The following is a 24,794-nucleotide window of genomic DNA, read 5'->3' on the forward strand; positions in this document are numbered from 1 at the left end:
CGGAGAACCCGCGGTCGGTACTGCTGCGGGAGTGGCTGGAGCTCGGCCTGCGGGCGTGGTCGGAGTTCGGCTTTGGGGGCACCCCCAGGGCGGCGATTTCGCGGGAAATTGACGGAGCTGGGGCCGGACCGCCCTGCCGAGGGCGGCGATTTCTCGCGAAATCGACGCGGGCGGGGCCGGGTCATTTGCGGCGCAGGCGGGCTCTGTCCCGCAGGGAGCCGTCCAGCAGGGCGCCCGGTGTACGTGTCCCGTGGGAAGGCAGCCGCGCGTACTGCGGTGGAACCATCATCAAGGGCTGGCTCGATCCCAGCAGTGGTGAGAAGGCGGGCACGAACCCCTGGTCGATCAACGAGACCGCGAAGTCCACGGCGACGTACCCCCTGCTGTCGAGCACGCCGGTCCCTTGCCAAGGAAGCAGCCCGGAGCCACCCAGATAAGTGAAACCGCAGCGTCCCTTGGTCACGGCGCTCACGGTGAGCCTCACGCGGGGATCCAACAGCTTCTCATAACCGAGCTCCTCGTCCACCTGCATGGTGGACAGATAACGGATCGCGTTGTGCCAGGCCCGCCGCAGCACCGCGACGCGCGCCTGTCGGAGCTGCGGCGAGAGTCGCGAGTCCTCGAGGTTGTAGACGTCGGCGTAGACCGTCCGGGCCCAACCGAACCGGTCCGTGCCCGTGGGAGTCGGCACGGGCACGGAGTAGACCATGGACATCACCATCTCGCGGAACAGGTAGAGCGAACGCGCCACACTCTCCGCGTCCGGCCCCAGCCGCGCATCCGCCAGATCCCGCACCCGGTCCAGGGTGCGCAGTGGCTGGTCGGTGATGTCGAGCCCGTGCAACGCGCGTTCCAGCGAACCTCGGAAACGTTCGTACATGGCGGGGCGAAGATCGGTCACCTCCCGCCCGAGTCGTTCGGTGGCCAGCGAGTCGATCTCGCGGATGGACACGCAACCGTCTAGCCCCACCATCGAGGCGTACTCGCGCAGTTTGCGGGTGTACGCGGCTGTCACCGAGACCGGTCTGGGGCGGAAGTGCCTGCCGTCGGTGAGGATGTTGAAACGCAGACCGGGCGGGTAGACCCCGCGTGCCGCTCGCTGCAACTCGCGCAGCCGGATCAGCCCACCCAACTCGGCGATGTCGGGTAACGGCCCGCACGCCTTCAGCCGATTCAGCGACTGCTTGATCGGGAAACCCAGCAGCATCACCTCGACCGGCTCGTGGCGCGCCACGAATAGATCCGCGTCGCGGTGCATGTCCGCCAACAGGTAGTTGGAGCGCGAGCCCTTGAGGAACTGCTTCCTGGTGAGCACGTGGTGCAGCGCCCCGACGGTGCGCCGGGTCCGTTCGGCCGGGTCGGCGACCGGCTCGTCGGCCGCGAACTTCACCGTCGCGCCAAGCGCGGTTCGATCCGCGGCACGATCGGCGTCATCGAGCACGGATTCCACCATGGACTCGGTTTCCGCGCGGGTCAGCCGGACCGCCCAGCGCCACGAGCTGCGATTCTCCCGCAACGAGGCTATCTGGAGTTCTTCCAGGGAATGCGTGTTGGAGAGCACGGGCTGGGACCACGCGGCATGCCGCCACGGGGAGGTCTCGAAACTGGAGATCACGGGCACGCCCCGGTCCGGCACGGTCAAGGGTTCGGCGGCACCGTTCTTCCGACCGTCGCGTTGCCTGGGCAGCTCTCCCCGCGGCGAGACCGCGACGGTCAACACTCCGGAGAGCTCGATCTCCTTGGCCGCGGCTTCGGTGTCGAAGATCGCCACGACGTCGGTGTCGCCGAGTTCACGCAACCGACGGACGGTCCATTCGGTCGCGGAACCGGGCTCGGTGAGTGGCACCCGGATCAGCTCGGCCTCGGGGACCCCGGCACGATCCAGTACGACTCGCGCGTGGTCGCAGTGCCGCTCGGATCCCGGGACGCAGAACACCACTCGCCCACCCGCGTCGCGGATGTCCCAGACGAACCTGGGCAGGCCCGCTCCGACCGTGCCGGTGATCGGTGTGTTCAACTCCGCGAGCTCGGCGGTGGGTGGATCCCACACGGATTCGGCGGCGCGGTGGGATTCCCGGCTGCGGAATCGCAGTCCGCCCGTCCCGCCGGGTTCGTCGAGGCCCGGCTCGGAGCGGCGGAGCTCGTACGGGTGATTCCCGGGGTGGGAACCTTCCGACGGGAAGCCTTCCGAGGGGGGACTTTCCGACGAAGCGTTCTCGGGGTGAGGGGGCTCGGTTCCGGCGTTCCCGGGGCGGGAGCGATTCGAGCTTTCCTCGCGCGGTAAGGGGGGCAGGAGCGTGTCGACGTTCGAGCGGTTCCGGAACGGTTCGCTCCCGGCCTGTCCCGGCGGGACCGCGCGCTCCGACACCAACCCGCAGGTTTCCAGATCTATCACCACGGCCGGTTGGCCGAGCTCGCGATTCCACCTGCGCAGCCGGGTGCGCTCCTGCACGGTGCGCAGTACCCGGCGAAGCAGCTCGTCCTGTTCGGCCGGGACGGTGTGCACGAAACCACGCAGCGGATGATTTCCGGAGAGCACATCGGCGCTGCCGGTTTCCAGGTCACGTAGCTCGGCCGAGATCACCTGCCGCATCGCGGCGCGGAACTCACCGCGCCCCGCCCGGTCCCCCTCACCGAACTGGGCCCGCTCGAACGTCGCGGACAGTTCCTGGAGCGTGCGGACCAGTTCGCGCACACCCTCGCGGACCTCGTTCGCTGTGACCTCCCGGGCTTCGCGCACCGCGGTCTCGGGGGTCACCACGAACCGGCCGGTGGCCTGCGTCTCGGGGGAGAGTTCCACGGCGAGGGTTTCCACGCGCGGGATGAGCAGCATTCCCGGTGAGTTCTCCAGTGCGAGCCGGAAGGCCCGCAGCGGCGGCCGGACGAAGTGTTCCAGGAAGTAGCGCGCCGCGCTCTCGCCGCGTTCGAAGCGGTTGCCCACCACCTCCCCCAGCAGGGAGTGCGGCAGCGCCGGACCGCTCCGCAGCAGGGTGGGCAACCGGACGGCTATGGTCCCACCCGGGAAGGCGGGGTGCGGGGGGCTCGGCTCACCCAGTGGAGGCGCAGCATCCTCGGGAGCGCGCGGTTCGGCCGTGGCGCAGTGCATCCGGATTACCGGCTCCTCGGCGAGCATCCCGGCGAACCGGGTCCATGTCGGGCCGGGACGAGAAGCGCCCCCCTCTCCGGAGCCCCCCTGCGGGAACGCTTCCCGGGGGAACGCCTCCCGCTGCTGATCGCCCCGCGTGGATCCGTCCCGCGAGAAGTCGAGGGGGAGGCTGTCGAGTACTTCGGTGAGCAGCGCCAGCCATGCCGGATCACGGCGTCCCCGGGTGAGGCGCAGCCGGATCAGCGTCCGGTAGAGCTCCCGCCAGGTCGGGGCGCTTCCCAGTGAGATCCCACTACCCGCCCGTTTTCCGACCAACCTGACCAGACCGTCGCGACGCGACAGACGCAATCCGTACTCGCCCGCGGCGAGCACGGAATCGGCCCGGGCCACGTCGAGCGGCCACGCCCCGAACGGCGGTACTGTGTTTTCCTCGGGGCCAATCCGGGACCGACCGTCCAACGGGTATCTCCTTGCTCTTCCTCCGGCTGCGGGCGGAGACACCGAGCTCCGCGGTTGGAACCATCCGGCCCGGGGTACCGGACGGAAATGCCGGGGTTGCGGACAGCGATTCGTCTCGGTCAGACAACACCATGCGCCACCCCGAGATCGCGATAGTCAACCATCGAGTAATCGTGCGGGGGGCGACCGACTGGCCGGGCGCCCCGTCTCACGCTTGTGAGCGATCTTTTTCGCCGCCTGTGTGACGAGGTGCATAATCGCGTAACGCGATCCGACTCGGGCGCTGGATCCCGCCGCCGTCGGCACGGTTCGCCGGGCCGGTGGCAGCGGCGATCGTGCGGACGAAGGATCACTGCTCACCCTATCGACTGACACTCTGAAGGACCGCTCAGGAAGCATGATCGCTGTAAGAGCGCGAGACTAGGCAAGCCGTGCCGCTTGTCTGGCCGTTGGCGCCTGCGGCGCGCCTCGGACTCGGTCCGGGAAAACCTGGAGTTCGGATACGATCAAGGAGTCACCTTGCCAACCGAAGTAGCCCCGCTGCGCCGCAAGCCCGTCCAGCAACGCAGCGCCCAACGCGTCGAGCGGATGCTGGAGTCCTGCGCACAGCTCATCGACGAGGTGGGGTACGACGGGCTGACCACGACACTGATAGCCGAACGTGCCGGTGTCGCCGTCGGTTCGCTGTACCAGTTCTTTCCGGACAAACGCGCGGTGGTGCAGGAACTGACACTGCGCAATCTGGATCGCTTCGTGCAGACGGTCTCCGAACGACTGGACCGGATAGAGCTCGTCCACTGGTGGGACGCCGTGGACACGGTCTTCGACGTCTACCTGGGGATGCACCGGGAGATACCCGCGTTCAGCAAGCTGCACTTCGGTGACGTGGTGGATCTGCGGCTGCTGCACGAGACCAAGGACAACAACGCGGTGATCGCGGAGAAGCTCACCAGCCTCATCTCGGATCGTTTCGGGATGCCACCCGGTGAGCTGGAACTGCCGCTGTCGGTCGCGGTGGAGGCAGCCGACGCGGTGCTGCACCTGGCGTTCCGCCGCGCTCCCGAGGGCGACCAGACACTGGTCAACGAGGCGAGGGAGCTGATTCGCGGTTATCTGTCCAGTCGAATCTCGGAGGATCAGCCGAAGGACTTGCCCGCGCCGCGGTAAGTGTCGACGGCACCGAGCCTGCGGTCCGCTCCGGAGTCGAGGGATTCGAGCAGGTGGTACTCGGGAAGCCGCTCGGCCAGCTCGCCTGCCTTGGCGTGCCGGAACCAAACTCGATCACCCGGCCGGAGTCGCCGTGCTCCCGGCCCCACGACGGGGGTTTGTACTTCCCCGGCGCCTTCGGTTCCGGTCAGTCGCAACCCACTGGGCAGGTAAGGGCTGGGAAGCCGGTCCGGCCCCGCGACCCCGGAAGCCGTATAACCACCGGAGAACAGGGTGGCACTACGACGGTCGGGGCGACGTACCACCGGCAGCGCGAACAGCACGGCGGGCAGCGGTTGGAACGCCTCATAGGCGTCGAACAGGGTCGGCCCTATCAGACCCGAGCCCGCCGCCACCTCGGTGACGGCTGATTCGGTGGTCGTCGTCTCCAGGCTGCCGGTTCCACCTCCGTTGACGAATTCCAGCGAGCAGAGCTCACCGACGGCCTCGGCAACCGCCGCACGACGGCGGCCGAGTTCCACGGCCGAGCCTCGCCGCACCCAACGGACGGCAGCCGCGCGTAGCGGCTGCCCGGGTGGGGCGTCACCTATTCCCGCTATCTGTCCTTCGTAGACCAGCATGCCGACGAGCCGGAAGGCTTCCCGGCGCAGGATCTCCCGCGTCAGCTCGCGTGCCTGTCGCGGCGAACGCACCGGCGAGCGCAACGGGCCGAGGTGCAGCCGCTCGACGAGCTTCGAACCGACCCCGGGAACGCGGGACACCGGCGAGCCTTCCAGGGGGCGCCAAGCAGCGTCGATCTCCATGCAGATCCGCACTCGCTCGACGGCGCCGGAGATCGCCCGCTCGATCAGGTCGAGCTGCTCGACGGAATCGACGGTGATCGTGACCGCTGCGGCGGCACCCGGATCGGCGGCCAGTTCCGCCAGGGCCGCGCGGTCGACCGTGGGGTAGGCGACCAGCAGGTCGTCGGAGATTCCCAGCCGGTACAGCCAGAGCGCCTCGGGCAGGGTGTAGCACATCAGCCCCGCGAAGCCCGGTGAGCGCAGCGCGCGGCGGATCAGCTCGGGGCAGCGCAGCGACTTCGTGGCCAGGCGGATCGGCTTGCCCGCGGCGCGTCTCGCGAGTTCGGCGGCATTGCGGTCGAACGCGTCCAGATCCGCCACGCCAAAGGGTGGTTCCAGCTCGGCGGTCACGGCGTCCAGCCGTGTCGCGGAGCCGGCGATGGTGGGTGCTGCCGACGGGGTCACGTATTTCAAGGTAAGCCCGCACCCCTTGTTACGCGAGAGATATTCACATAATTTTCCGGGAATCGGCGGCGGAAGGACGATGCGGTCATGACGATTACCCGAACCACGTGGTCGAACTGGGCGAGCACGGTGGTCGCGCCCGAGATCCGAACCGCCCGCCCACGCGACCGGGCCGACCTGGTCAACACCGTCACCGAGGCACGTGCCGCGGGCCACGGGGTCCGCCCCCTGGGGTCCGGCCACTCGTTCAGCGAAATCGCCGCGCCGCTGCCGCCCGGTGAGCGTACCGAGGTCGTGGCACTGGATCTGTCGGAATGGACCGGGATCACCGACGTGGCCCCCGATCGGAGGACGGTCACGGTTCGCGGCGGCACGCCGCTGCACCTGCTCAACGAACTGCTGGACCGGCTGGGACTGGCACTGCCCAACCTCGGCGACATCGACCGGCAGACCGTGGCGGGCGCGATATCCACCGGTACCCACGGCACCGGGGCGAACCTGGGCGGGCTGGCCACCCAGGTGGCGGCGCTGGAACTGGTGACCGCCGACGGCTCGACGCTGCGCTGCTCCCCCACCGAGAACCCCGAGGTGTTCGACGCCGCCCGAGTCGGTCTCGGCGCGCTGGGGATTATCAGCACGGTGACGCTGCGCTGCGTCCCGGCGTTCGCGCTGGCCGCCGAGGAGCACCCCCAACGGCTCGACGATGTGTTGGCCGAACTCGAGCGATACGCCGCCGAGAACGACCACGTCGAGTTCTACTGGTTCCCGCACAGCACGCACACCCTGGTCAAACGCAACAACAGGATGTCCGAGCACGAACGGCCCCGACCGTTGCACCCGGTGCGGTCCTGGCTGGAGTACCGCGTGTTGGAGAACGGGCTGTTCGGCCTCGCGTGCGAGCTCGGCAGGCGCCGCCCCGCCCTGGTGAAGCGGCTGAACCGGATCTGCGGCGCCACCTGGTCGGGGCGCTCCTACGGCGACACCTCGCACCGGGTGTTCGTGACCAGCCGGACCGTTCGGTTCGTGGAGTCGGAGTACGCGATCCCGCGCGAGCGGCTACCGGAGGTGATCGAGCGACTGCGGGGTGCCGTGGCGCGGCTGCGCCATCCGGTGATGTTCCCCGTCGAGGTGCGGGTGGCCGAGGCGGACGACATCTGGCTATCCACCGCACACGGGCGCGAGACCGCCTACGTCGCGATCCACCAGTACAAGGGGATGCCGTACCGCGAGTGGTTCGACGCCTTCGAGGGAATCGTGCGGGAGTTCGGCGGCAGGCCGCACTGGGGCAAGATGCACGGGCTCGGCGTCGAGGAGCTGCGCGGCAGCTATCCACGGTTCGACGACTTCCTGCGGGTGCGGGACCGGCTGGACCCGGACCGGCTGTTCGGCAACCCCTACCTGACCCGCGTCCTGGGCAGCTGACCGGACTTCCCCGGCCCGGCCGTCATCCGCAGCGTACCCGGGGCGGCGGCGCGGCCCCGTTGGCGTCAATTGCCCACGAAATCGCCGGGTAAGTGGGTTGGTGCGGGTCCCGGGTGCCGTCAATTTCCCACGAAATCGCCGGGTAAGTGGGTTGGTGCGGGTCCCGGGTGCCGTCAATTTCCCACGAAATCGCCGCCCCGCTGCAACGCAGGCCGCACTCCGACCACCCTCGCGGTCGGCACCGCCGCGGGTTCTCCCATGCGGCTCTCGCGAGGACGCCGGAGACGTTGGGTAGGTCGCTACCCGATGTCGGGCCTGTCCGGAGCGAGAGCCGTGCGAGAGGTTCCGCCAAGCGGCCACCCTGGCAACCGGACGAGGCTCAGGCTCTACGGAGGTGTTCGAGCATCTCCTCCAGTTTGGCGGTGACCTTGCGCGGGTCGGCGGGCGCCACGGTGAACCACTCGCGCCCGTCGCTTCCCGTGCTCTGCTGGGTCATGTAGCAGCCCTGCTCGGTGCGGAAGAGCTGCAGGCCGTTCGGCAGCTTGTGCGTCCGGTTGACCCTGCGGTCGTGGCGGCGGGCCGTGATGACCACCTCGGTGCTGCGCGGCGTGCTCATGACGTTGCCGAGTACCCGCGCGTCGTTCTGCCGAATGCCGACGGACGCGAGCGCGCTCATGGCGTTGCCGGAGGGGTCGGACTTCATCCGTTGGCCCACCTGTTTGAGCAGCTCGGTGGGCACGCTGGCCGAGCCGCCGGAGATCGGTTTCAGCTCGCCGAGCAGTTTGACGGCGTTACCGCCGAGTCCGCCGTACTCCTGCCGGTCGAGCAGGATGTTCTCCGCCGAGCCGGAGTCGGGTGCGTCGGCCTGGTAGGCGCGCAGCGTGCCGCGGTCCTGCTCTGCCAGCACCGCGTTGAAGCTCTCCCGGTCGTCGCGCACCGCCATGCCGAGCGCCAACGGCGGATAGGCGAGCAGGTGCCAGGCGTCATCGAGGAAGGGGTGTACCTCATCGGTCCGAATCAACCCCTGCCGTTGCAGCTCGGCGCGGCCCTCTTCCGGGATCCGTACCCGTTCATCCTCGTCGAGCCGCACCGACAACATGCCCACCCGCAGCAGCGGGTGGATCATCAGGTCGTAACGCTCACACAGGTAGATGGCGGCCGCTGGGCCGACAGAGATCTGGTTCCGCACCGTCATTTCCGTTGTTTCAGCCGAGCCACGCGTCGTGCGTCAGCGGGCACGTGGCGGAGGGAACTCGCGTGGCGACCGGCAGGGGTCCTGTGGCATGGCCGGTGGAACTTGTCCAGCGGGGCGTACCCGGTTGAGCGTGCCCGCCCCGGGCACCACGCGAGTGTTCGCCTCGGTACCGATTGGAGGGCCGCCCCGGTGTCGGTGTGGGACGGCCCGTTGTCTCGTTTCGGGGTTAGCCGGTCACCGGCCTTGTTCGTAGGGGGTTTCGCCCAGCACCGGCGGGGCCACCCGCTGCATGTCGTTGGTGAACACGTCCTCGTCCTCGACCAGCCAACTCGGACGATCGTGCTCCTCCTCGTCACCACCATCGCCCTGGCGGGCACCGACACCACCCATCGGTGCACCACGACCACCAGCGGCAGCGTTCGCCCCGTTCGCCCCCGACACGGTCGAGCCACCACCGCGCGGACCATAAGAACCCGTGCCGGAACGACCACCAGCAGCCGGTTCACCCGCACCGGTGCCACCCGCGTAACCACCACGGGCACCACCCAGGCCACCAGCACCACCGGCACGACCGCCGCCGAGACCACCCGCACCACCGCGAGCCCCCGACCCGGAACCGCCGGACACCCCGGGCGGGCCGTTCGGAGCAGGCGCCCACCGGCCGTTGTACGGATTCTGCCGCTGCCAACCGCCGTCCGGCCCCTGTCGGTAGACCGTGCCGTCCGACCCACGCACCGCCCCCGGCGGAAGCGAACCGCTACCCGCGGAACCACCTCCCGAGGGGTTCACCCACGCCGACCCCGAACCAGCGGGCTGCGAGATGGAGGAACCACCAGCCACACCGGAACCACCCGCAGGTGCGTAGGAACCACCACCGGCCGCACCCGTTCCGACCGAGCCGCCGGAGCCCGCGGTCCACGCCGACGATGAGGCGGCAGGCGCCGAGTAGCCCGACCCCCCACTGCCCACACTGTTGTCGAACGTGCTGCCCGCCATCGCGCCGCCCGCACTACCGCCGTAGCCGGCCTGCCGCGACGCGTCGGTATTGGAATCCTCCGGCGGCTTGAACTCCGGCAGGCCCTGCGTGGCGGCCGTGGTCTGCTCCGTGTACCGACCCATCACACTATTGGCCTCGGCATTGGTGGCCCGATAACGCTCCTGCTTCTCCTCGTAATCACTGGTCCACCCCATCAGCGGAAGATCACTCACTCCACTGTCATCCGCCCAATTCTTCTCAGGCGGTTCCATCTGGGCGGGACGGCCATCCGAGAGTTTGCCACCCTCAGCCGGAAGATCCTGGAAAGTCTTGCGCTGCGTGCCCGCCTGATCGTCCAACGATTTCTGGACGGTTTCGCAGAAACCGGCCGCGTTGTCGACGACCGGCTTGACCGCTGCCACCGAGGCCTTGGCGATCTCGGCCGCACGCCCCTCGTGAGCCTCTTCGGCCTTACCCAGCGCCGAGTTGACGGTTTGGATGATGCTCCGGAATTTCGAGGCAGCGATCTCCAGCGAACTCGCCCCCTGGCTCGTCGGTGAAGGGAGCTGGGTCGCGTCAGGTGTTCCGGCCATATTGGCCCGGATGTCCTTCGCCTGACTCGCGTAACACATTATCGGAACAGTAGGACTTGAAGACATTACCCCCACCTTCTCACTTCGCCGCAGGCCACGACGGCAACGACAGCTTCAAAGCCTTCCGCGACAAATCACACGGGTTCACCTTGCCGACATCATCAGGAGAAATATCTGTGGACGACATAACTACCTGATTTGCACTCGCGGCCATGTACATCGCGCAATCAGCACTATTATCTGGATCTTCGGTATTTGCCACAACGGCAGGATACCCAGAAACGTCCAGCTTCTCAAAATACCCGTAAGTCGACTTGTTGTCGTAGTACTGCTGAATAGATCGGTCCGAAAAAGCGGTCAAGGAAACCGTAGTAAAAGAGTTCTCGACATTTTCCCACCGACATATATCAGGGAGGCTCGGCTTGAGATCGTTCGGAATACTTTCTCCGTCAGCTTCCATGTCCAGTGTGGTCCTCGCGTCATTGGACAGTAATTCACATGGATCGAGAGCGATGGCATCCTTCGGATTATCTATCTCGATTCCGGACTGTGAAGCCGACGAAGTAACACTACCAGTAGTTGTTTCTGCCGAAGACCCATTCTGCCCCGTGGAGTCAGCAGAACATGCGGCGAGCACTGTAGTCAGCAGGAGACCACCCACAACCACAACGCCACGCCGTGCCCTAGCAATGAAGGTATCCACGATACTCAGCTCTGCCTCTCGGTATCCCGCTGCGCAACCGAAGCATTGTCTTCGGCCAAGCCGTACTCCCGCAGCAGGGCCTCGTAAGCGACTATCTTTTCGTCCAACTTCTTACGAATATCTTCGGCAGCGGCACGAAGCGAACCTTCTGGCCCATTCATACGCTTCTGGAACACCTCACGCGCGCTTCCGGTAGTGTCGTCGTAAGCGGTCAACTCACCGGGCTCAATCGACTCCGACTGATCAGAGATATTTTTTGCCTCGTCCCGCGCTTTTCGTAGCTCTTCGACTGCTGCTCGCAGCTTCTCGTAGTCGACGCCGAAGCCGTCCTGCTGACTCACGTCCGCTTCCCCCCTGGTCCCCTGGCCATGATCCGAAACCGAGCCACATCCTGCCGGACCAGCGCACGCCACGTCAGCAGAACAGACCCACTATCACTATGACGACCGACACTCTAACGTGTTCCGGAAAACACACTGCGATCACTCGAACGGCCCAGTCCACCCGCAGTGATCCCTCGTACGAGTAAGAGCTACCGCCACTACTCACCCACTCGCATGACCTTCGACCACGTTCCCACCCCAGCACCGGCTCACCGCCTAGCCCGCTGTAGAGTCAGCGGTAGCTCATCGATCGATTACGAGCAGCAACGAGTCTCATGCATTTCTGGTCGAATTCTCCTGGTCAGCAATCAGTTCGCGAAAGCAAACGGCAGACCAAGGCAGCATTCGAATACACTTCGTGACGGTTCACCGATACTGTCCACCACCAGTGGCGAGATCGACAAAAAGACCGTCCAAATCGCAAGCCGGCGGCTGCCCAACCTCCAGGGCGAGGCGAGGACGGCAGTTACCGAGGCGGCGCCTGTTTCGAAGACTTCCAGGGCAACATTCGGTCTTCGGACAAACCGTTACTGGAAAGTTACCCGAGGTTATTCTCTCGTCTCAGGTTTCACGGTTCGAGAAGAGCCACCTCGGCACTACCTGACAACAGCTACCGGCGACATCATTGCTCTCCCGAAAACCACCCCGCCACCATTTCTCCGAGAACCGAATTCAGTGAAATTCGAAGAAAGTGCGACCTCAGTTCTTTGCCGCGTCGCGCTCGGAATCCTCTACTCCCACCCCGGTTGTGTCGTCATCGGGCTCCCAGCGCAGTAGATCGCCAGGCTGGCAGGCAAGGGCTTCACACAGTGCCTCCAGCGTTGCCAACCGCACAGCCTTGGCACGACCGTTCTTGAGCACCGCCAAGTTGGCAGGCGTGATGCCGACGCGATCAGCGAGTTCCCCCACCGACATTTTTCGCTTCGCCAGCATCACATCGATATCGACCACGATCGGCACTCAGATCACCTCATTCAGCTCGGCCCGCAGCTGTGCCGCTTCGAAGTCGCGGGAGATAGCCTGCGCGAGCAGCATCCGCAACACCAGCACAATAAGGGCGACCCCCAGCAAAGCAACGACGATCCCGCACACGAGGAGCACGATTCCCGGTGCGACGGCGTCGCCCGATATGCGGTGGTTGGCCGTTGTCATGAGAGCCGCGAGCGCGAACACCAGGAAAGCAGCGGCGACGAACGCACCGATGATGGCGTGAACGTATCGGAACGCGGCACGGGAGAACACGGTCCCCCTTCGAGCCATCGTCACCAACCGCCACGTGCAGACGAGCACAGCCTGGACAGTGATAACTCCGAGGAGCAGGATCACGAGGACGGGCACACGCAGCAACGCCAGCCTCGGGTTCATCCCCTCCATGTCGATCGCCAGTAGCGGGATCAGCACTGCCTGAACGAACAGCGATCCAGCGAGCAGCACCGCGAGCACAGCACGCAGCGCGTGCACGGTCACATTCCCCATCATCACCCCTCTGATCGTGTAACGATGCAAATCTATCGAAAAACGATAGACATGGCAACGGAGGTCGCATCGGCCCCACCGCGGTGCGGGGCCGCTAGCCGGTGATCACTGCCCCAACCGCACTGGTCCTGGCTGACGTCTTCGTCTACCAACGCCCCGCCAGTGGTCTCGTGCGGTTGTGCCGAGGGGTGGCGTGTACCGCGCCGGAGCTTCGTGAATTTCTTGGGAAATTGACACCCCGGCCCGGCCACGGCGTGAGCGGCGTCCGCTCGGAGTCAGCCCCGGTCGTAGTTACCGGTCTTGAGGCGCTCCACGAACCCGGCCCAGGCTGCGGGGTGACGGTGAGAGTGCCGCCAGCACGGTCCTTGGTGTCGCGAATACCCACGGCGCGGCTGGATAAGGCGACTTCGACGCAGTTGGTCTTCTGATGCGAGCGACTGGACTTTCGCCAGGTTTCGTTGCTGGGAATCATTGGTAGCTCTCCATGTACGTGGCGTACTGCTCGATGATCTCTCGTGATCCGGCAGCGGGATGGGCCAGTTCGTCCAGGGCGGTAACGGCCTCTCGGTAGGTCGCGACATCACGCATACCGTAGAGAAAAGCGGCAGAACTGTAGTGCTCCAGATGGACGATCGGAGCCGCTTCGGGGAACTCATAAAGCACGAACGGCCCGGCATGTGCAGGATGGACGATCTGCTGTCGGTTCGGAAGCACTCGGCTCGTAATGTTCGGTTCGTCATCCATTTTGCGCAGATGACGAAGCTGCTCGGCCATGACCGGACGACCACCGGTGGGTTGCAGCAGAGCCTCCTCGGAGACGATGGCCGTCAGATGAGGTCCGTCCGCCCTTGTGATCGTGTCGCGCCTGCCGAGGCGCAGCATGACCCGCGAACGCGAGAAGGGCCGACACCGCACCCCGCGATGTCGGCCCTCGCCGATGTGTCAGTCAGTAACAGCGCGCGGCGGTCCTCGCTTCTCCCCGCCTCGAAACCGACACCGGGCCCGCGCCGGACTCCGCAAAAGAACCCGGGGCTGCTCGTATCGCGCGTGGATCCCCACGGGATCCCGCGAATCGCCTACGAGCGCCGGACGTCCGGCAAGCGATCTTCCAACCACGGTGTCGGATGGTTTCGACCGCGCACATTCGACAGCGCACTAGCCGAAACCGGTCGTCGGATCTCAGTTGTGCGAAGGCGCGGGAGTCTCGGAAGCCAGCAGCTGATCGTAGACCACTTCGTTGACCCAGCGGGAAACGGCGGTCTGCTCCGCGGGGGCGCTGTCCGCGAACGACCTGCCCTCCAGCTCCACGCGGATGCTGTTCTCGTCGGCGCTGAGCACCGCCACCCCGAACTGCCTGGCCCTGATCAGGCAGGTCGAGACGAAACCGTCGCGGTCGCTGACGCTGCGTGGGACCACGATCGCCGCGTTGGTGAAGCGCGCGAAGGGCACCACGGCGGTCAGCGCGGTACGCCAGTGCCGCGCCGGGGCGAGCACCCCGGACAGCCGCGCGGCGGCGGGCGGCACCCGGTCACTCATTTCCGGCCAGACCCAGGTGGCGATCTCCGTGCGGTCCAGCACCGGTGCACTGCCGACACAGACGCGCTCGGCGTGCGCGTCCGGAACCAGCTCGGCGACCGGGACGACACGCCGTCCCAGCAGTCGCAATGCGGGCAGCACGCTGCCCGTCCAGTCGAGGGGCCCGACGGCGAGATCGGCGAGCTCCTCCACGGAGCCCGGCAGGTCACGCGTGTCGGTGAGCCCGGTCGAACAGATTCGGATCCCGTTGTCCCCGCGATTGTCTCTCGCGGCGTATTCAGGCGTCGCGGTCAATTTTCCCGCCTCCAAGGGTGATTGCGCGAAACCAGTGGCCGAGGCGGGCGGAACCGTCGGAACGGCTCCGGCGCCGCGTGCTCGGCAGCTGCACGTGCACCCGACTAGAACAGCCACAAGGGGGGTCTATGCGCTCACCTCGGGTTCGCTGCGACAGACGGCCAGCAGACGTCGGTGACCGGTAGCTGAATGGTTCGGGAAATTCGGCCCGGCTTGACCGCCATTCGGGTGAGTAAGCGGTGAACCGCCACCCGACACCTCTCGCTGATTTTCACCAACCGGGTGAACGGCTGACATAATTCGGCCACAGCGGGGCGGATTCCCACAACCACCCGCACTCGAGAGACCTCAACTACCTCGGCGGCACCCAGCGGAGCCGGGGAGGCCCGACCTCGGGCCTCCCCGGAGCGAGAGCCGAGGGGATGTCCCGCCGAGCGATCATCGCAGCAACCCGGCCGGAAAACCTCGATCACTCCACCCCGGCCGTCGTCCGGTTCATCTCGGCCAAACGGTCCCCGATCGACCCGGCGCTCCGGGAGAGTGGGCGGACCAGTTTGGCGACCTCGGCCCGCGCGCTGTCGACCACCAGCCCCAGCGCGGCCATCACCTCGCCCTCGGAAAGCACGGGTACGGCCACCGAGCAGGAACCCAGCGTCATCTCCTCGGTGGTCCACGCGAAACCGCGCCGTTGGATGCCGCCGAGCTCCCGAACCAGCCTGCCCGGCTCGACGATCGTGTAAGGGGTGTGGCGGGAGAGGTGGTGGGCGCAGTACTCCTGTACTTCCTCCCGCGAAGCGTGCGCCAGCAGCACCTTGCCCACACCGGTGGTGTGCAGCGGCAGCCTGCCGCCGCTGCGGGAGATGATCGGGGTGGAGCGCCTGCCGGTGAGCTTCTCGACGTAGACGGCCTGCAGCCCGTCGCGCACCGCCAGCTGCACGTTGGCGCCGGTCTGCTCGTGCAGCTGCTGCATGTAGGGCATCGCCACGCCGCGCAGCCCGGTGTGCACCGGAGCGAGCAGCCCGAGCTCCCACAGTCGCAACCCGATCGCGTAGCGCCCGGCGGCGTCGCGCTGCAACGCGCCCCAGTTCTCCAGCTCCCCCACCAGGCGGTGTGCGGTGGCCAGCGGGATCTCGGCCCGGTGGGAGATCTCGGTCAGCGACAGCCTGTCGGCGTCCGGACCGAAAGCGGTGAGTACGCTCAGCGCGCGCTCGGTCACCGAACGACCGGACTGCCTGCTGTTGCCCGCCATCGACCTCTCCCGAATCCTCGGCGTCGGGGTAACCCGGCCGCGGCACGCGCTCGCCGCGTGGCGAAAATCTGCCACGTACCGGTCCTCACCCGGAAAGATACTGGGAAGGTGAAACGGCACACACAGCGGATTCGGTGATCAGCCCACCGATCGCTCACCCGAACGGCGCATCGCCGGTTCCGCACCGATGCGCAGTGGCCTGCCCGCACCGAGCGCGGCCAGCGCGCCGCACAGGCACACCGCCAGCAGCAGCCACATCGACAACGTCCAACCGCCACTGATCTGGTGCAGCAACCCGACGAGCAGCGGTCCGGTCGCCGCGACCAGGTAGCCCACCGCCTGGGCCATCGCCGAGAGCCGGGACGCCACAGCGGCGTCCGCGGCACGCAGCCCGATCACGCTCAGCGCCAGGCCGAACAGCGCGCCCATTCCGAAGCCGAGCACCACAGCGGCCGCCCACATCCAGGAAAGCGGCGCCAGGAAGACCCCGAGCAGTCCCAGCGCCGAGACTGCCAGCAGCGACACCCCGAGCCATCGCTGGTCGGCGCGTCTGCCCGCCAGCAGCGGCAGTGCCATGGCGCCGAGCGCCTGCACCAGCGTGGACACCGAGAGCACCAGTCCAGCGGCGGTGGCGGCCATCCCGCGGTCCTGGGCGATGGTCGGCAGCCAGCCGAACACCACGTAGGCCAGCAGCGACTGCAGCCCCATGAACGCGGTCACCTGCCAGGCCAGCGGGCTGCGCAGCAGTCGCGCGGCCGAAACACCGGAACCGGGGGCGACCGCGCGACCACGCCGCAGGAACGGCAGCCACACGAGACCGGCCAGTAGGGCGAGCCCCACCAGCCCGATCAGCGGCACCCGCCAGGAGCCACCGGCGGCACGCATCAGCGGCACCGCCAGCGCCGCGGCGAGGCTGCTGCCGAGCGTGAGGAACACGGTGTAGAGCGAGGTCACCAGCGTCACGCTGCCGGGGTACTCCCGCTTGATCAGCGCGGGGAGCGTGACGTTGGCGATTCCGACGGCCGCGCCGACCACGATGGTGCCGCCGAACAGCGTCACCGTACTCGGCCCCGCGCGGAGCAGGCTGCCCAGCACCAGCAGCGGCAGGCAGACCGCGACCACACCCTCGTCGCCCCACCGCCGGCGGATGGAGGTCGCCGCGAGCGCGAACACGCCGAGGCAGACCACCGGCAGGGTCGGCAGCAGGCCCGCGACACCGGTGGAAAGCTCCAGATCTCCCGCGATGTCCGGCAGCAGCGCACCCGCCGCCGTGAACGGCGGGCGCAGGTTCAGCGCCAGCGCCGCGATCGCCACCAGCAGCCACAACGAACGCTTTCGCACCGTTACCACCGCCCTCCGACTCGGCGTGCTCCCGACAGCGGTCGCGAGTCGGGCGCCGGGATCGCTTCCCTCGGCTCGGGGACTCGCCGGAACGGCGGAGTCCCGCGTGGTGCCGTCAAGCCACGGAAGGTCCCGGAACGGGGTCGTCCGGCGGGCTCGACGCCGAGCATCGCCGTGTCGCCACGGCCGGGGATCGAAACTGCCACTCCCACACGAAATCATGAATTCGGTCCCGATGGAGAGCCTTCCGGCTCGTGATACGACGCACCGGGCCGCTCGCCGGAAGATCGCTCGTGAAGCGGTAGGTCACGAGAACGTGGCCTCGTGGGACCGTCCGCCGCCCGAGGTGGTCAAGGGCTCCGCTGGGACCGATCCTCGGCCGGACCGGCGGCGGGCTGCTCCTCGTCCCCCTCGGTGAGGGGTCGGTTGGGCGGCGCCGGTGGCGGGTCCTTGGTCAGCACAGCGGCCATGACGACCGCTAGGGGCAGCAGGCACAGCACGAGCAGCACGGGGCGGTAGGACACGGTCATCGAACGCCCGATCGCCAGCAGCGGCGGCCCGAAGGCGGAGGCTCCGACGGTGACGGAGTGGACCACCCCACGGATGGAGCCGATGTGGCGCAGCCCGAAGCAGCGTGGGAAGGCCACGGCTTCCAGGGTGCGGATGCCGTTGGTGCACACGCCGAGCGCGAGGCCGTAGGCGAAGGCGGTCCAACCGGGATGGACCCATCCGGCACCGAGCGTGGCCACGGCCAGCACGGTCATGGTGGCGACGATGAGCACGCGGTCGGCCACGTAATCAGCGAGCCAGCCGAGCAGGAAACTGGCGGCGAGTCCGGCCAGCGTCTGGGGGATGAACACGGCGGCGGCCTGCGCGGCGCTCAGCCCCCGCTCGCCGAGCAGCGAGACCTGGTGGAAGGTCAGCGCGGTGGCCACGAGGCTGCACACCCCGACACCGCTCGCGACGACCCAGAACATGCCGGTGCGCATCGCCTCGGGCAGGGTCCAATCCACCGTAGGGCCGTTACGGCGTCCGGCGCCGCCGGAAACGGGTTCCCGCTGGTGCTCCTCGGGGCGGGGTGGGGTGCGCGGCAGGACGAGCAGCGCGGCGGGGACGACCAGCGCGAGGACGACCACCCCTTCCAGGGCCCAGACCTCGCGCCATCCCAGCTCGGAAACGAGGCGTTCGAGCAGCACCGGCACCAGGGAGATGCCCGCCGTGCCGATGGCCGAGGTGAGGCCCATCGCGAAGCCGCGGCGGCGATGCACGTAGATGGCCACGGTGGTGGTGGCCACCAGGTTGAGCGCTCCCTGGCCGCCGACCCGGATTCCGATGAAGGCCGCGGTCAGGCCGATGATGCCGGATACGGTGGACGCGGCGAGCAGGATGATTCCGAAGCAGGCACCGATGGCGGCCATGATCGTGCGGGGGCCGAAGCGGTCGATGACGCGTCCCAGCAGCGGCATGACGAGCGCGCCGGAGATAGAACCCGCCATGTAGGCGGTCGAGACCACGGTGCGGGAGAGTCCCAGTGACTCGATGATCGGATCGACGAAGACCGACACGGCCGGGGTTTGTCCCGGGGCGGTCAGCGCCAGGGCCGTCGCGGTGGGAACGACCACGCGGGACAGCCGGGGTTCGGTCGTTGTCCCGGTGTCCGCCGCTGCCGTGGCTTTCGCCGCTTCGGTACTGTTTCCGGAGCCGTCTGAAGTGGACACTGAGCGGGTTCCTCGGTCGACTCGTGGTGGTCGTTCGGAAGCGACGGTATCGGACGGAAACCGGAGACTCCGTCGAAGGAGAGGGGATCACTCCGCGTCGGCGACCAGGTGGCGCAGATCCAGGTCGGGGTTCAGCCGCACGAGGGAGCGCAGCGCGATGTTGTCGGTGAACACGGCCAGGGTGACACCGTCACGACGTTCCAGGACCTCGCTGTTGTGGGTCCGCAGTGCGGCGCTCTGGTTCCGGTCGCCGACCAGGCGCACCACCTGGTAGGGCAGCCGTTCCAGCTTGATCGGCGCGCGGAACTCGGACTCCATCCGTTGCGTGACGACGTCGAACTGCATCGGCCCGACCGCCGCCAGCACCGGAGCACCCCCGCCACGGGTCTCGGAGTGCAACACCTGAATGACGCCCTCCTGTGCCAGCTGTTCGACACCGCGACGGAACTGCTTCGCCCGGCCGGGATCACTCGTGCGGGCCACCGCGAAGTGCTCGGGGGCGAAACTGGGGATCCCGGGGAACTCGACGGCGGGTTTGCCCTCGTACAGCGTGTCCCCCACCCCGAGCGCGGCGGCGTTGACCAGGCCGACGACGTCGCCGGGATAAGCGGTCTCGACGGTGTCGCGCTGTTGCCCGAACATGTGCTGGGCGTACTTGGTGGCGAAGGGTTTCTTCGTCGCGGCGTGGGTGGCGACCATGCCGCGCTCGAACTCGCCGGAGCACACTCGGGCGAACGCCACCCGGTCCCGGTGGGCGGGGTCCATGCCGGTCTGCACTTTGAACACGAACGCCGAGAACGGTGCGTCGAGCGCTCGGGGGGTTCCTCGCGTGTCCGGCCGGGCGGTGGGCTCGGGTGCCAACCGCACCAACAGGTCGAGCAGCTGCCCGACCCCGAAGTTGCGTACCGCCGAACCGAACAGCACCGGGGTGGCCACGGCCGCCCGGAACGCCTCGGTGTCGAGGTCACCGCCGGACTCCCTCAGCAGCTCGGACTCCTCGACGGCCCTGTCCCACTCCGCACCGATCTCCGAGGAGGCCTCCTCGGCGGTCAGGCGGTTCTCCCGCGCGAGGTGGGCGCCGCCGTCGGAGCGTTCGTAACCGACGAACTCCCCGGACTCGCGGTCGAGCACGCCCCGGAAGTGCCCGGCCTCCCCCACGGGCCAGGTCAACGGCATCGGTTGGAGCCCGATCCGTTCGCTGATCTCGTCGCACAACTGGAGCGCCTCGCGCCCGGGACGGTCCCACTTGTTGATGAAGGTGATCACCGGGATGTCGCGGTGGCGGCAGACGTCGAACAGTTTCAGCGTCTGCGGTTCCAGGCCCTTGGCGGCGTCCAGCAGCATCACCGCCGAGTCCACCGCCGCCAGCACCCGATAGGTGTCCTCGGAGAAGTCGGCGTGGCCCGGCGTGTCCAGCAGGTTTATGACGCAGTCGTCGTACTCGAACTGCAGTGCCGCCGAGGTGATCGAGATACCTCGTGCCTGTTCCATGTCCAACCAGTCCGAGACGACCCCGCGACGACCGGCCTTGCCATGTACCGCACCGGCCTCCGAGATCACCTTCGCGTGCAGCGCGAGTGCCTCGGTCAGGGTCGACTTTCCCGCGTCCGGGTGGCTGATCACCGCGAAGGTGCGGCGCCGCGCCGCCTCCCCCGAGGGGTCCGCGTGCTGGGTCCGAGGGGCCGTGCTCAATCTGTCTCCCGCTGTAGCCGGATCACCGGGGTTGGTCCACCGGTGCTCGTCGAACCGCCGCGCCGCCTGAACTCCACGTCATACGCGCCGGGCGGTACGAGAACGCTGCCGTGCCGGGGGGGGTCTTCGGACAAGACCCCCGATACACAACACTTACGTCAGTGTAGGTTTTCGCGTGGGAGGCGGTCGTCCCCCGGTCGTTCCGCCACGTGGTGGCGGCCCTCTCCACCCGGCGGCACGAATCACCGCCGAAGCGTTCCACCGAGCCGTCCCCGCTGAGTCCGCGAGCCCAGCTCAATCGGCCAGGCGGTTGTGGAGCGTCTCGGCGAACTCCTCGGCGGTCCGCAGTCGTTTCCGCAGCCGGTCGCACTGTTCGTCGGCCTTTTGTTGGAAGTCCCGCAGCCGCTCCCGCTCGCCGTCCGTCAGCTCGGTGATTTCTCGGGAGAGCAGCTCCAGCAGCTCACGCATCTCCTCGAGCTGGAACCCCAGCGGTTTCATCCGCTTGATCACGGCCAGGCGTTGCAGATCGACCTCGGTGTACAGCCGGAACCCGCCCTGGCTGCGCGCGCTCGGCACCACCAAACCGACTTCCTCGTAGTAGCGGATCGTGCGCAACGACAGGTCGGTGCGCTCGGCGACCTCACCGATCTGCATATGCCCGTCCACCATGCCGTCCTTTCCTCGCACCCGGAACGCCCGCTGTTCGCGACGACGGTGACCAACGATTCTCGCGCACCGACGAACCCGGTCGGGCACGGACCACGTACGAGGGACGGCGACTGCTCGTCAGGCCCGGGGAGGACCGCCACTGCGACGCTTTTCGTCGCGGATCCCGTGCGGGGCACGGTTGGGCAGCCCGGAGCACGGCGGAACAACCCGGAACGGAGCGGGGCAGCCCGGAACGGAGCAGGGCAGCCCGGTTCGCGCCGCCAACCGGCATGGGGGTGGGGCGCGAACCGGACTCGGGTGGGTCCGAGGGGGCGCCGTCGGACCTTCGACCTTCCACACGAGGAAGGCGGTACCGGCTCAGAAGGTGAGCATGGCCTTGACGGCGCGGCGCTCGTCCATCGCCCGGTAGGCCTCGGCGGCCTCGTCGAGCGGGAGGGTGAGGTCGAAGACCTTGCCGGGATCGATCTCGCGCCGCCAGATCAGATCGCCCAGCTCGGGCAGGAACCGGCGCACCGGGGCCGGCCCGCCGTGCAGGTGCACCTGGGAGAAGAACAGCTCCTGGCCGTCGAGCGTGACGTCGTGGCTGACGCCCACGAAACCGACGTGCCCGCCCGGCCGGGTGGCCCGGACGGCCTGCTCCATCGACTCCTGGGTGCCGACGGCCTCGATGACGGAGTGGGCACCCAGCCCGTCGGTGAGCTCCTTGATCCTGGCCACGCCGTCCTCGCCGCGCTCGGTGACGATGTCGGTGGCGCCGTACTCGCGGGCGAGTCGCTGCCGGGGCTCGTGACGGCTCATTGCGATGATCCGCTCCGCGCCGAGCTGCTGGGCGGAGAGCACCCCGAGCAGCCCGACCGCGCCGTCGCCGACGACCGCGACCGACTTGCCCGGCCCCGCCTCGGCGGCCACCGCGCCGAACCAGCCGGTGCCCAGCACGTCGGAGGCGGCCAGCAGGCTGGGGATCAGGTCGGCGTCGGGCTTGCCGGGCAGCACCACGAGGGTGCCGTCGGCGTTGGGGATCAGCGCGCGCTCGGACTGGGTACCGACGGCGGCCATGAACACGCGGTTCACGCAGGAGGACGGATAGCCGGAACGGCAGATCTCACAGGTGCCGCAGGAGGCCACGAAGGAGCCGACCACGTACTGGCCGGGCTCGACGCTCGTGACCGCGCTGCCCACCTCCTCGACGACGCCGACGTACTCGTGGCCCATCGGAGTCGGCCCCGCCACGGGCTCGACGCCGCGATACGGCCACAGGTCCGAGCCGCAGACACAGCTGGCGGAGAGGCGGATGATCGCGTCGGTGGGGGCGGTCAGCTGGGGATCCGCGACGTCCTCCACGCGGATGTCGCGGGGGGACTCCAGGACAGCAGCTCGCATGGTTCTTCTCCTCGGTTCGTGTTGTTCGTCTCGGGACGGAGGGGGCGCGTATCCGGTCACCGAATGAGGACGGCTCGACTTCCTACGCTTCGTCGGCCGCCCGGTACTGCTCCTCGGTGACGGGTTCGAGCCAGGTCGTGCCGTCGCCCGCGGCGGTGCCTTCCAGCAGCGCGTAGTGGCACATGACGTTGCCCTCGGTGGCGCCGTGCCAGTGCTCCTCGCCGGGCGGGGTCCAAACGGTGTCACCGGGGCGCATACGGATGACACTGCCGTCACGGGTGCCGACGAGCCCGACACCGTCGATGCAGTGCAGTGTCTGCCCCAGCGCGTGGGAGTGCCAGTTGGTGCGGGCTCCCGGTGTGAAGCGCACCAGGCTCGCGATCAGCCGGGAGGGTTCCCGGGGCGGGTGCAGCGGGTTGACGTAGACGTCGCCGGTGAAGTTCGCGGCGGGCGCCTTGGCGGTGGGGCTGACGGGTTCGAGTTCCACGGTCTCTCCTCGATCCGGGGCAGCTGATCCGGACAGCTCCGTGCGGGGGTGCTCTCAGTCCTGCTCGTCGAGCTCCCGGAGCCGTGTCAGGCCGCTCAGGCCGTTGGGCCTGCGACGTCCTCCCACCCACCCGACGGCGGTTGCTCGCTCCAGGGGTCTCCGGCCCGCGCTCGTTCCACGGTCCGTTGCCACCCACACACCCCGTCCGGGCGCGCGGTTGCCAGGGGACGTTGGGACGGGGACCGGCAACACCCCCTCGACGAGGGCGGGGCCACCCGCACCGGCGGCTACACCTACGCATACCGCGATCCGGAGGGAACCGGGTCAACCCGCGACTCCCGGAGAAAGGGTGGCTACACTCGCGTCGTGCTCGGGTTGGGTGAGCTGGAGATGAAGGTCATGGACGTCCTCTGGGCCTCGGAGAGCCCACTGCGGGTCCGTGACGTGCTGGAACGGCTCAGCGGTGACCGGGCCCCGGCCTACACCACGGTCATGACCGTGCTCGATCATTTGCACACCAAGGGCTGGGTCACTCGCTCGCGGCGCGGCCGGGCCTACCACTACGTTCCGGCGCGGACCCGGGAAGAGGCGGGCGCCGGACTGCTGCGTGAGGTGCTCGACTCCTCGGGGGATGCGGAGTCGGTGCTGCTGCACTTCGCGGAGTCGGTTTCGGAGCGGGAGCACCGGTTGCTGCGACGGGCCCTCGACCGCGACGAACGTCGTGACGAGAAACCATGACCCTCGTACTGGGACTGCTGGGCACAGCGGTACTGATCGGGGCGCTCGGCCCCGTCTACCTACGCGGCCTCATGTCCCCCCGATTCGGACCCGGTACCGCTCTGACCGGCTGGATCATTTCGATGTTCGCCGCCCTCGGCTCGTTCTACGTGGCAACGACCCTGCTGGTCGTGCCGCACGGCCTCTCGGCCGACGGCCTGATCGGGATGGCCGCTGCCTGCGTGAACACCGGCAGGCACCTGTGGGAGACGGTGCTGCGGCTTCTCGTGGCGGGGCTCGCGGTTGCCCTGACGGTGCGAGCGTGCTGGGTGGCCGTGCGGATGGGCAGATCGGCCTCGGAACGCAGCCACCAACACCTGACCGCGCTGCGTTTCCTCGGTCACGCCGAACGAGGTGAACGGGATACGGTGTTCTGGCTGCCCGAGAACACCCCGGTGGCGTACAGCCTCGGCGGACGCCGCGGCGCGGTGGTCGCCACCACCGGCATCGCCCGGCTACACGGGGAAACGCGCAGGGCCATCCTCGCGCATGAACGAGCCCATCTGCGCGGGCACCACCATCGCCTCGTGCTCCTGGCCGAGATCGCCTCGCGAGTTCTGTTCTTCGTACCGCTGTTCCGCACGGCTCCCTCGTCGATCCGCGTGCTCGTGGAACTGGCGGCGGATTCCGCGGCGGCCCGCGTGTGCGGCCGGGACCGAGTCAGAAACGCCCTGCGGGCGGTCGGTTCGGAACGCCTCCCGGCGATCTCACTGGCCATGTCGCGCGAGGCGATCGAGCTGCGACTGCGCTGGCTGGAACCGACACCTCGCTCCCGATCGGGCAGGGTCGGCCACGGCCTCGGCTACCCGCTCGCGGCCTTCACGTCCCTGTCACCCGCCGTACTCGCGCTGGGAGCCACGGCTGGTGCCGTGCTGTGGTTGTGCCTGTTGACCGCGCCCCCCATTTAAATACTATCGAACGTAG

At 68.1% G+C, this 24,794-nt stretch carries 22 protein-coding genes; 4 read left to right on the forward strand and 18 right to left on the reverse strand.

The genetic code is table 11. The features are described from left to right. Positions 1-181: 181 nt before the first annotated feature. The gene (locus ACOQFL_RS21870) at positions 182-3,565 is read right to left on the reverse strand and encodes an L-tyrosine/L-tryptophan isonitrile synthase family protein (RefSeq protein WP_435546085.1); all 3,384 of its coding nucleotides are present in this window, start codon (positions 3,563-3,565) and stop codon (positions 182-184) included. 519 nt (positions 3,566-4,084) lie between these two features. Here ACOQFL_RS21870 and ACOQFL_RS21875 point away from each other — a divergent pair. Next, on the forward strand, positions 4,085-4,732 hold the full coding sequence (locus ACOQFL_RS21875) for a TetR/AcrR family transcriptional regulator (protein WP_435546086.1): 648 nt from the start codon (positions 4,085-4,087) through the stop codon (positions 4,730-4,732). Here ACOQFL_RS21875 and ACOQFL_RS21880 read toward each other — a convergent pair. After that, positions 4,702-5,979 (reverse strand): alanine racemase, encoded by a 1,278-nt coding sequence (locus ACOQFL_RS21880; RefSeq protein WP_435546087.1) that lies wholly within the window; start codon positions 5,977-5,979, stop codon positions 4,702-4,704. The two genes, ACOQFL_RS21875 and ACOQFL_RS21880, sit on opposite strands and share 31 nt — an antisense overlap. A gap of 87 nt (positions 5,980-6,066) precedes the next feature. Between ACOQFL_RS21880 and ACOQFL_RS21885 the strand changes: the two genes are divergently transcribed. Next, positions 6,067-7,401: a D-arabinono-1,4-lactone oxidase gene (locus tag ACOQFL_RS21885; RefSeq protein ID WP_435546088.1), complete on the forward strand. Its 1,335-nt coding sequence runs from the start codon at positions 6,067-6,069 to the stop codon at positions 7,399-7,401. A 379-nt stretch (positions 7,402-7,780) separates the two neighbouring features. Here ACOQFL_RS21885 and ACOQFL_RS21890 read toward each other — a convergent pair whose 3' ends face one another. From ACOQFL_RS21890 to ACOQFL_RS21965, 16 genes are all read right to left on the reverse strand, one after another. Then, a complete protein-coding gene (locus ACOQFL_RS21890) occupies positions 7,781-8,596 on the reverse strand; it encodes an ESX secretion-associated protein EspG (RefSeq protein ID WP_435546089.1) in 816 nt (271 codons plus the stop codon). Between the two features lie 234 nt (positions 8,597-8,830). Next, positions 8,831-10,204 carry a hypothetical protein gene (locus ACOQFL_RS21895; protein ID WP_435546090.1) on the reverse strand — a complete coding sequence of 458 codons (1,374 nt, stop codon included), beginning with the start codon at positions 10,202-10,204 and terminating at the stop codon, positions 8,831-8,833. A gap of 40 nt (positions 10,205-10,244) precedes the next feature. Further along, entirely contained in the window at positions 10,245-10,868 is a 624-nt protein-coding gene (locus tag ACOQFL_RS21900) for a DUF3558 domain-containing protein (RefSeq protein WP_435546091.1), read from the reverse strand. A 5-nt stretch (positions 10,869-10,873) separates the two neighbouring features. After that, positions 10,874-11,209, reverse strand: coding sequence for a hypothetical protein (locus ACOQFL_RS21905; RefSeq protein ID WP_435546092.1), 336 nt, complete (start codon positions 11,207-11,209; stop codon positions 10,874-10,876). A 741-nt stretch (positions 11,210-11,950) separates the two neighbouring features. Next, positions 11,951-12,211 (reverse strand): helix-turn-helix domain-containing protein, encoded by a 261-nt coding sequence (locus ACOQFL_RS21910; RefSeq protein WP_435546093.1) that lies wholly within the window; start codon positions 12,209-12,211, stop codon positions 11,951-11,953. Next, the gene (locus ACOQFL_RS21915) at positions 12,212-12,727 is read right to left on the reverse strand and encodes a DUF2975 domain-containing protein (RefSeq protein ID WP_435546151.1); all 516 of its coding nucleotides are present in this window, start codon (positions 12,725-12,727) and stop codon (positions 12,212-12,214) included. A gap of 145 nt (positions 12,728-12,872) precedes the next feature. Then, positions 12,873-13,199, reverse strand: a complete 327-nt coding sequence (locus tag ACOQFL_RS21920; protein WP_435546094.1) for a DUF397 domain-containing protein — start codon at positions 13,197-13,199, stop codon at positions 12,873-12,875. Then, positions 13,196-13,642, reverse strand: coding sequence for a DUF5753 domain-containing protein (locus ACOQFL_RS21925; RefSeq protein ID WP_435546095.1), 447 nt, complete (start codon positions 13,640-13,642; stop codon positions 13,196-13,198). The genes ACOQFL_RS21920 and ACOQFL_RS21925 overlap by 4 nt, the downstream gene beginning before the upstream one ends. 264 nt (positions 13,643-13,906) lie before the next feature. Beyond that, positions 13,907-14,557, reverse strand: a complete 651-nt coding sequence (locus ACOQFL_RS21930; RefSeq protein ID WP_435546096.1) for a hypothetical protein — start codon at positions 14,555-14,557, stop codon at positions 13,907-13,909. 469 nt (positions 14,558-15,026) lie between these two features. After that, on the reverse strand, positions 15,027-15,806 hold the full coding sequence (locus tag ACOQFL_RS21935) for an IclR family transcriptional regulator (protein WP_435546097.1): 780 nt from the start codon (positions 15,804-15,806) through the stop codon (positions 15,027-15,029). Positions 15,807-15,944: 138 nt separating this feature from the next. Next, a complete protein-coding gene (locus tag ACOQFL_RS21940) occupies positions 15,945-17,147 on the reverse strand; it encodes a CynX/NimT family MFS transporter (protein ID WP_435546098.1) in 1,203 nt (400 codons plus the stop codon). Positions 17,148-17,497: 350 nt separating this feature from the next. Next, positions 17,498-18,865: an MFS transporter gene (locus tag ACOQFL_RS21945; protein ID WP_435546099.1), complete on the reverse strand. Its 1,368-nt coding sequence runs from the start codon at positions 18,863-18,865 to the stop codon at positions 17,498-17,500. A gap of 87 nt (positions 18,866-18,952) precedes the next feature. Next, entirely contained in the window at positions 18,953-20,557 is a 1,605-nt protein-coding gene (locus ACOQFL_RS21950) for a peptide chain release factor 3 (RefSeq protein WP_435546100.1), read from the reverse strand. 294 nt (positions 20,558-20,851) lie between these two features. Continuing rightward, a complete protein-coding gene (locus tag ACOQFL_RS21955; protein ID WP_435546101.1) occupies positions 20,852-21,226 on the reverse strand; it encodes a MerR family transcriptional regulator in 375 nt (124 codons plus the stop codon). Positions 21,227-21,583: 357 nt separating this feature from the next. After that, positions 21,584-22,606 (reverse strand): zinc-dependent alcohol dehydrogenase family protein, encoded by a 1,023-nt coding sequence (locus ACOQFL_RS21960; protein WP_435546102.1) that lies wholly within the window; start codon positions 22,604-22,606, stop codon positions 21,584-21,586. A gap of 82 nt (positions 22,607-22,688) precedes the next feature. Beyond that, entirely contained in the window at positions 22,689-23,093 is a 405-nt protein-coding gene (locus ACOQFL_RS21965; RefSeq protein ID WP_435546103.1) for a (R)-mandelonitrile lyase, read from the reverse strand. A gap of 366 nt (positions 23,094-23,459) precedes the next feature. Here ACOQFL_RS21965 and ACOQFL_RS21970 point away from each other — a divergent pair, with 366 nt between their 5' ends. Both ACOQFL_RS21970 and ACOQFL_RS21975 read left to right on the forward strand, forming a co-directional pair. Further along, positions 23,460-23,831 carry a BlaI/MecI/CopY family transcriptional regulator gene (locus ACOQFL_RS21970; protein WP_435546104.1) on the forward strand — a complete coding sequence of 124 codons (372 nt, stop codon included), beginning with the start codon at positions 23,460-23,462 and terminating at the stop codon, positions 23,829-23,831. After that, complete coding sequence (locus ACOQFL_RS21975; protein WP_435546105.1) at positions 23,828-24,778, forward strand: M56 family metallopeptidase; 951 nt, start codon at positions 23,828-23,830, stop codon at positions 24,776-24,778. The genes ACOQFL_RS21970 and ACOQFL_RS21975 overlap by 4 nt, the downstream gene beginning before the upstream one ends. Positions 24,779-24,794: the final 16 nt, after the last annotated feature.

Source organism: Actinopolyspora sabaoui (assembly GCF_051225635.1).
GTDB lineage: Bacteria > Actinomycetota > Actinomycetes > Mycobacteriales > Pseudonocardiaceae > Actinopolyspora.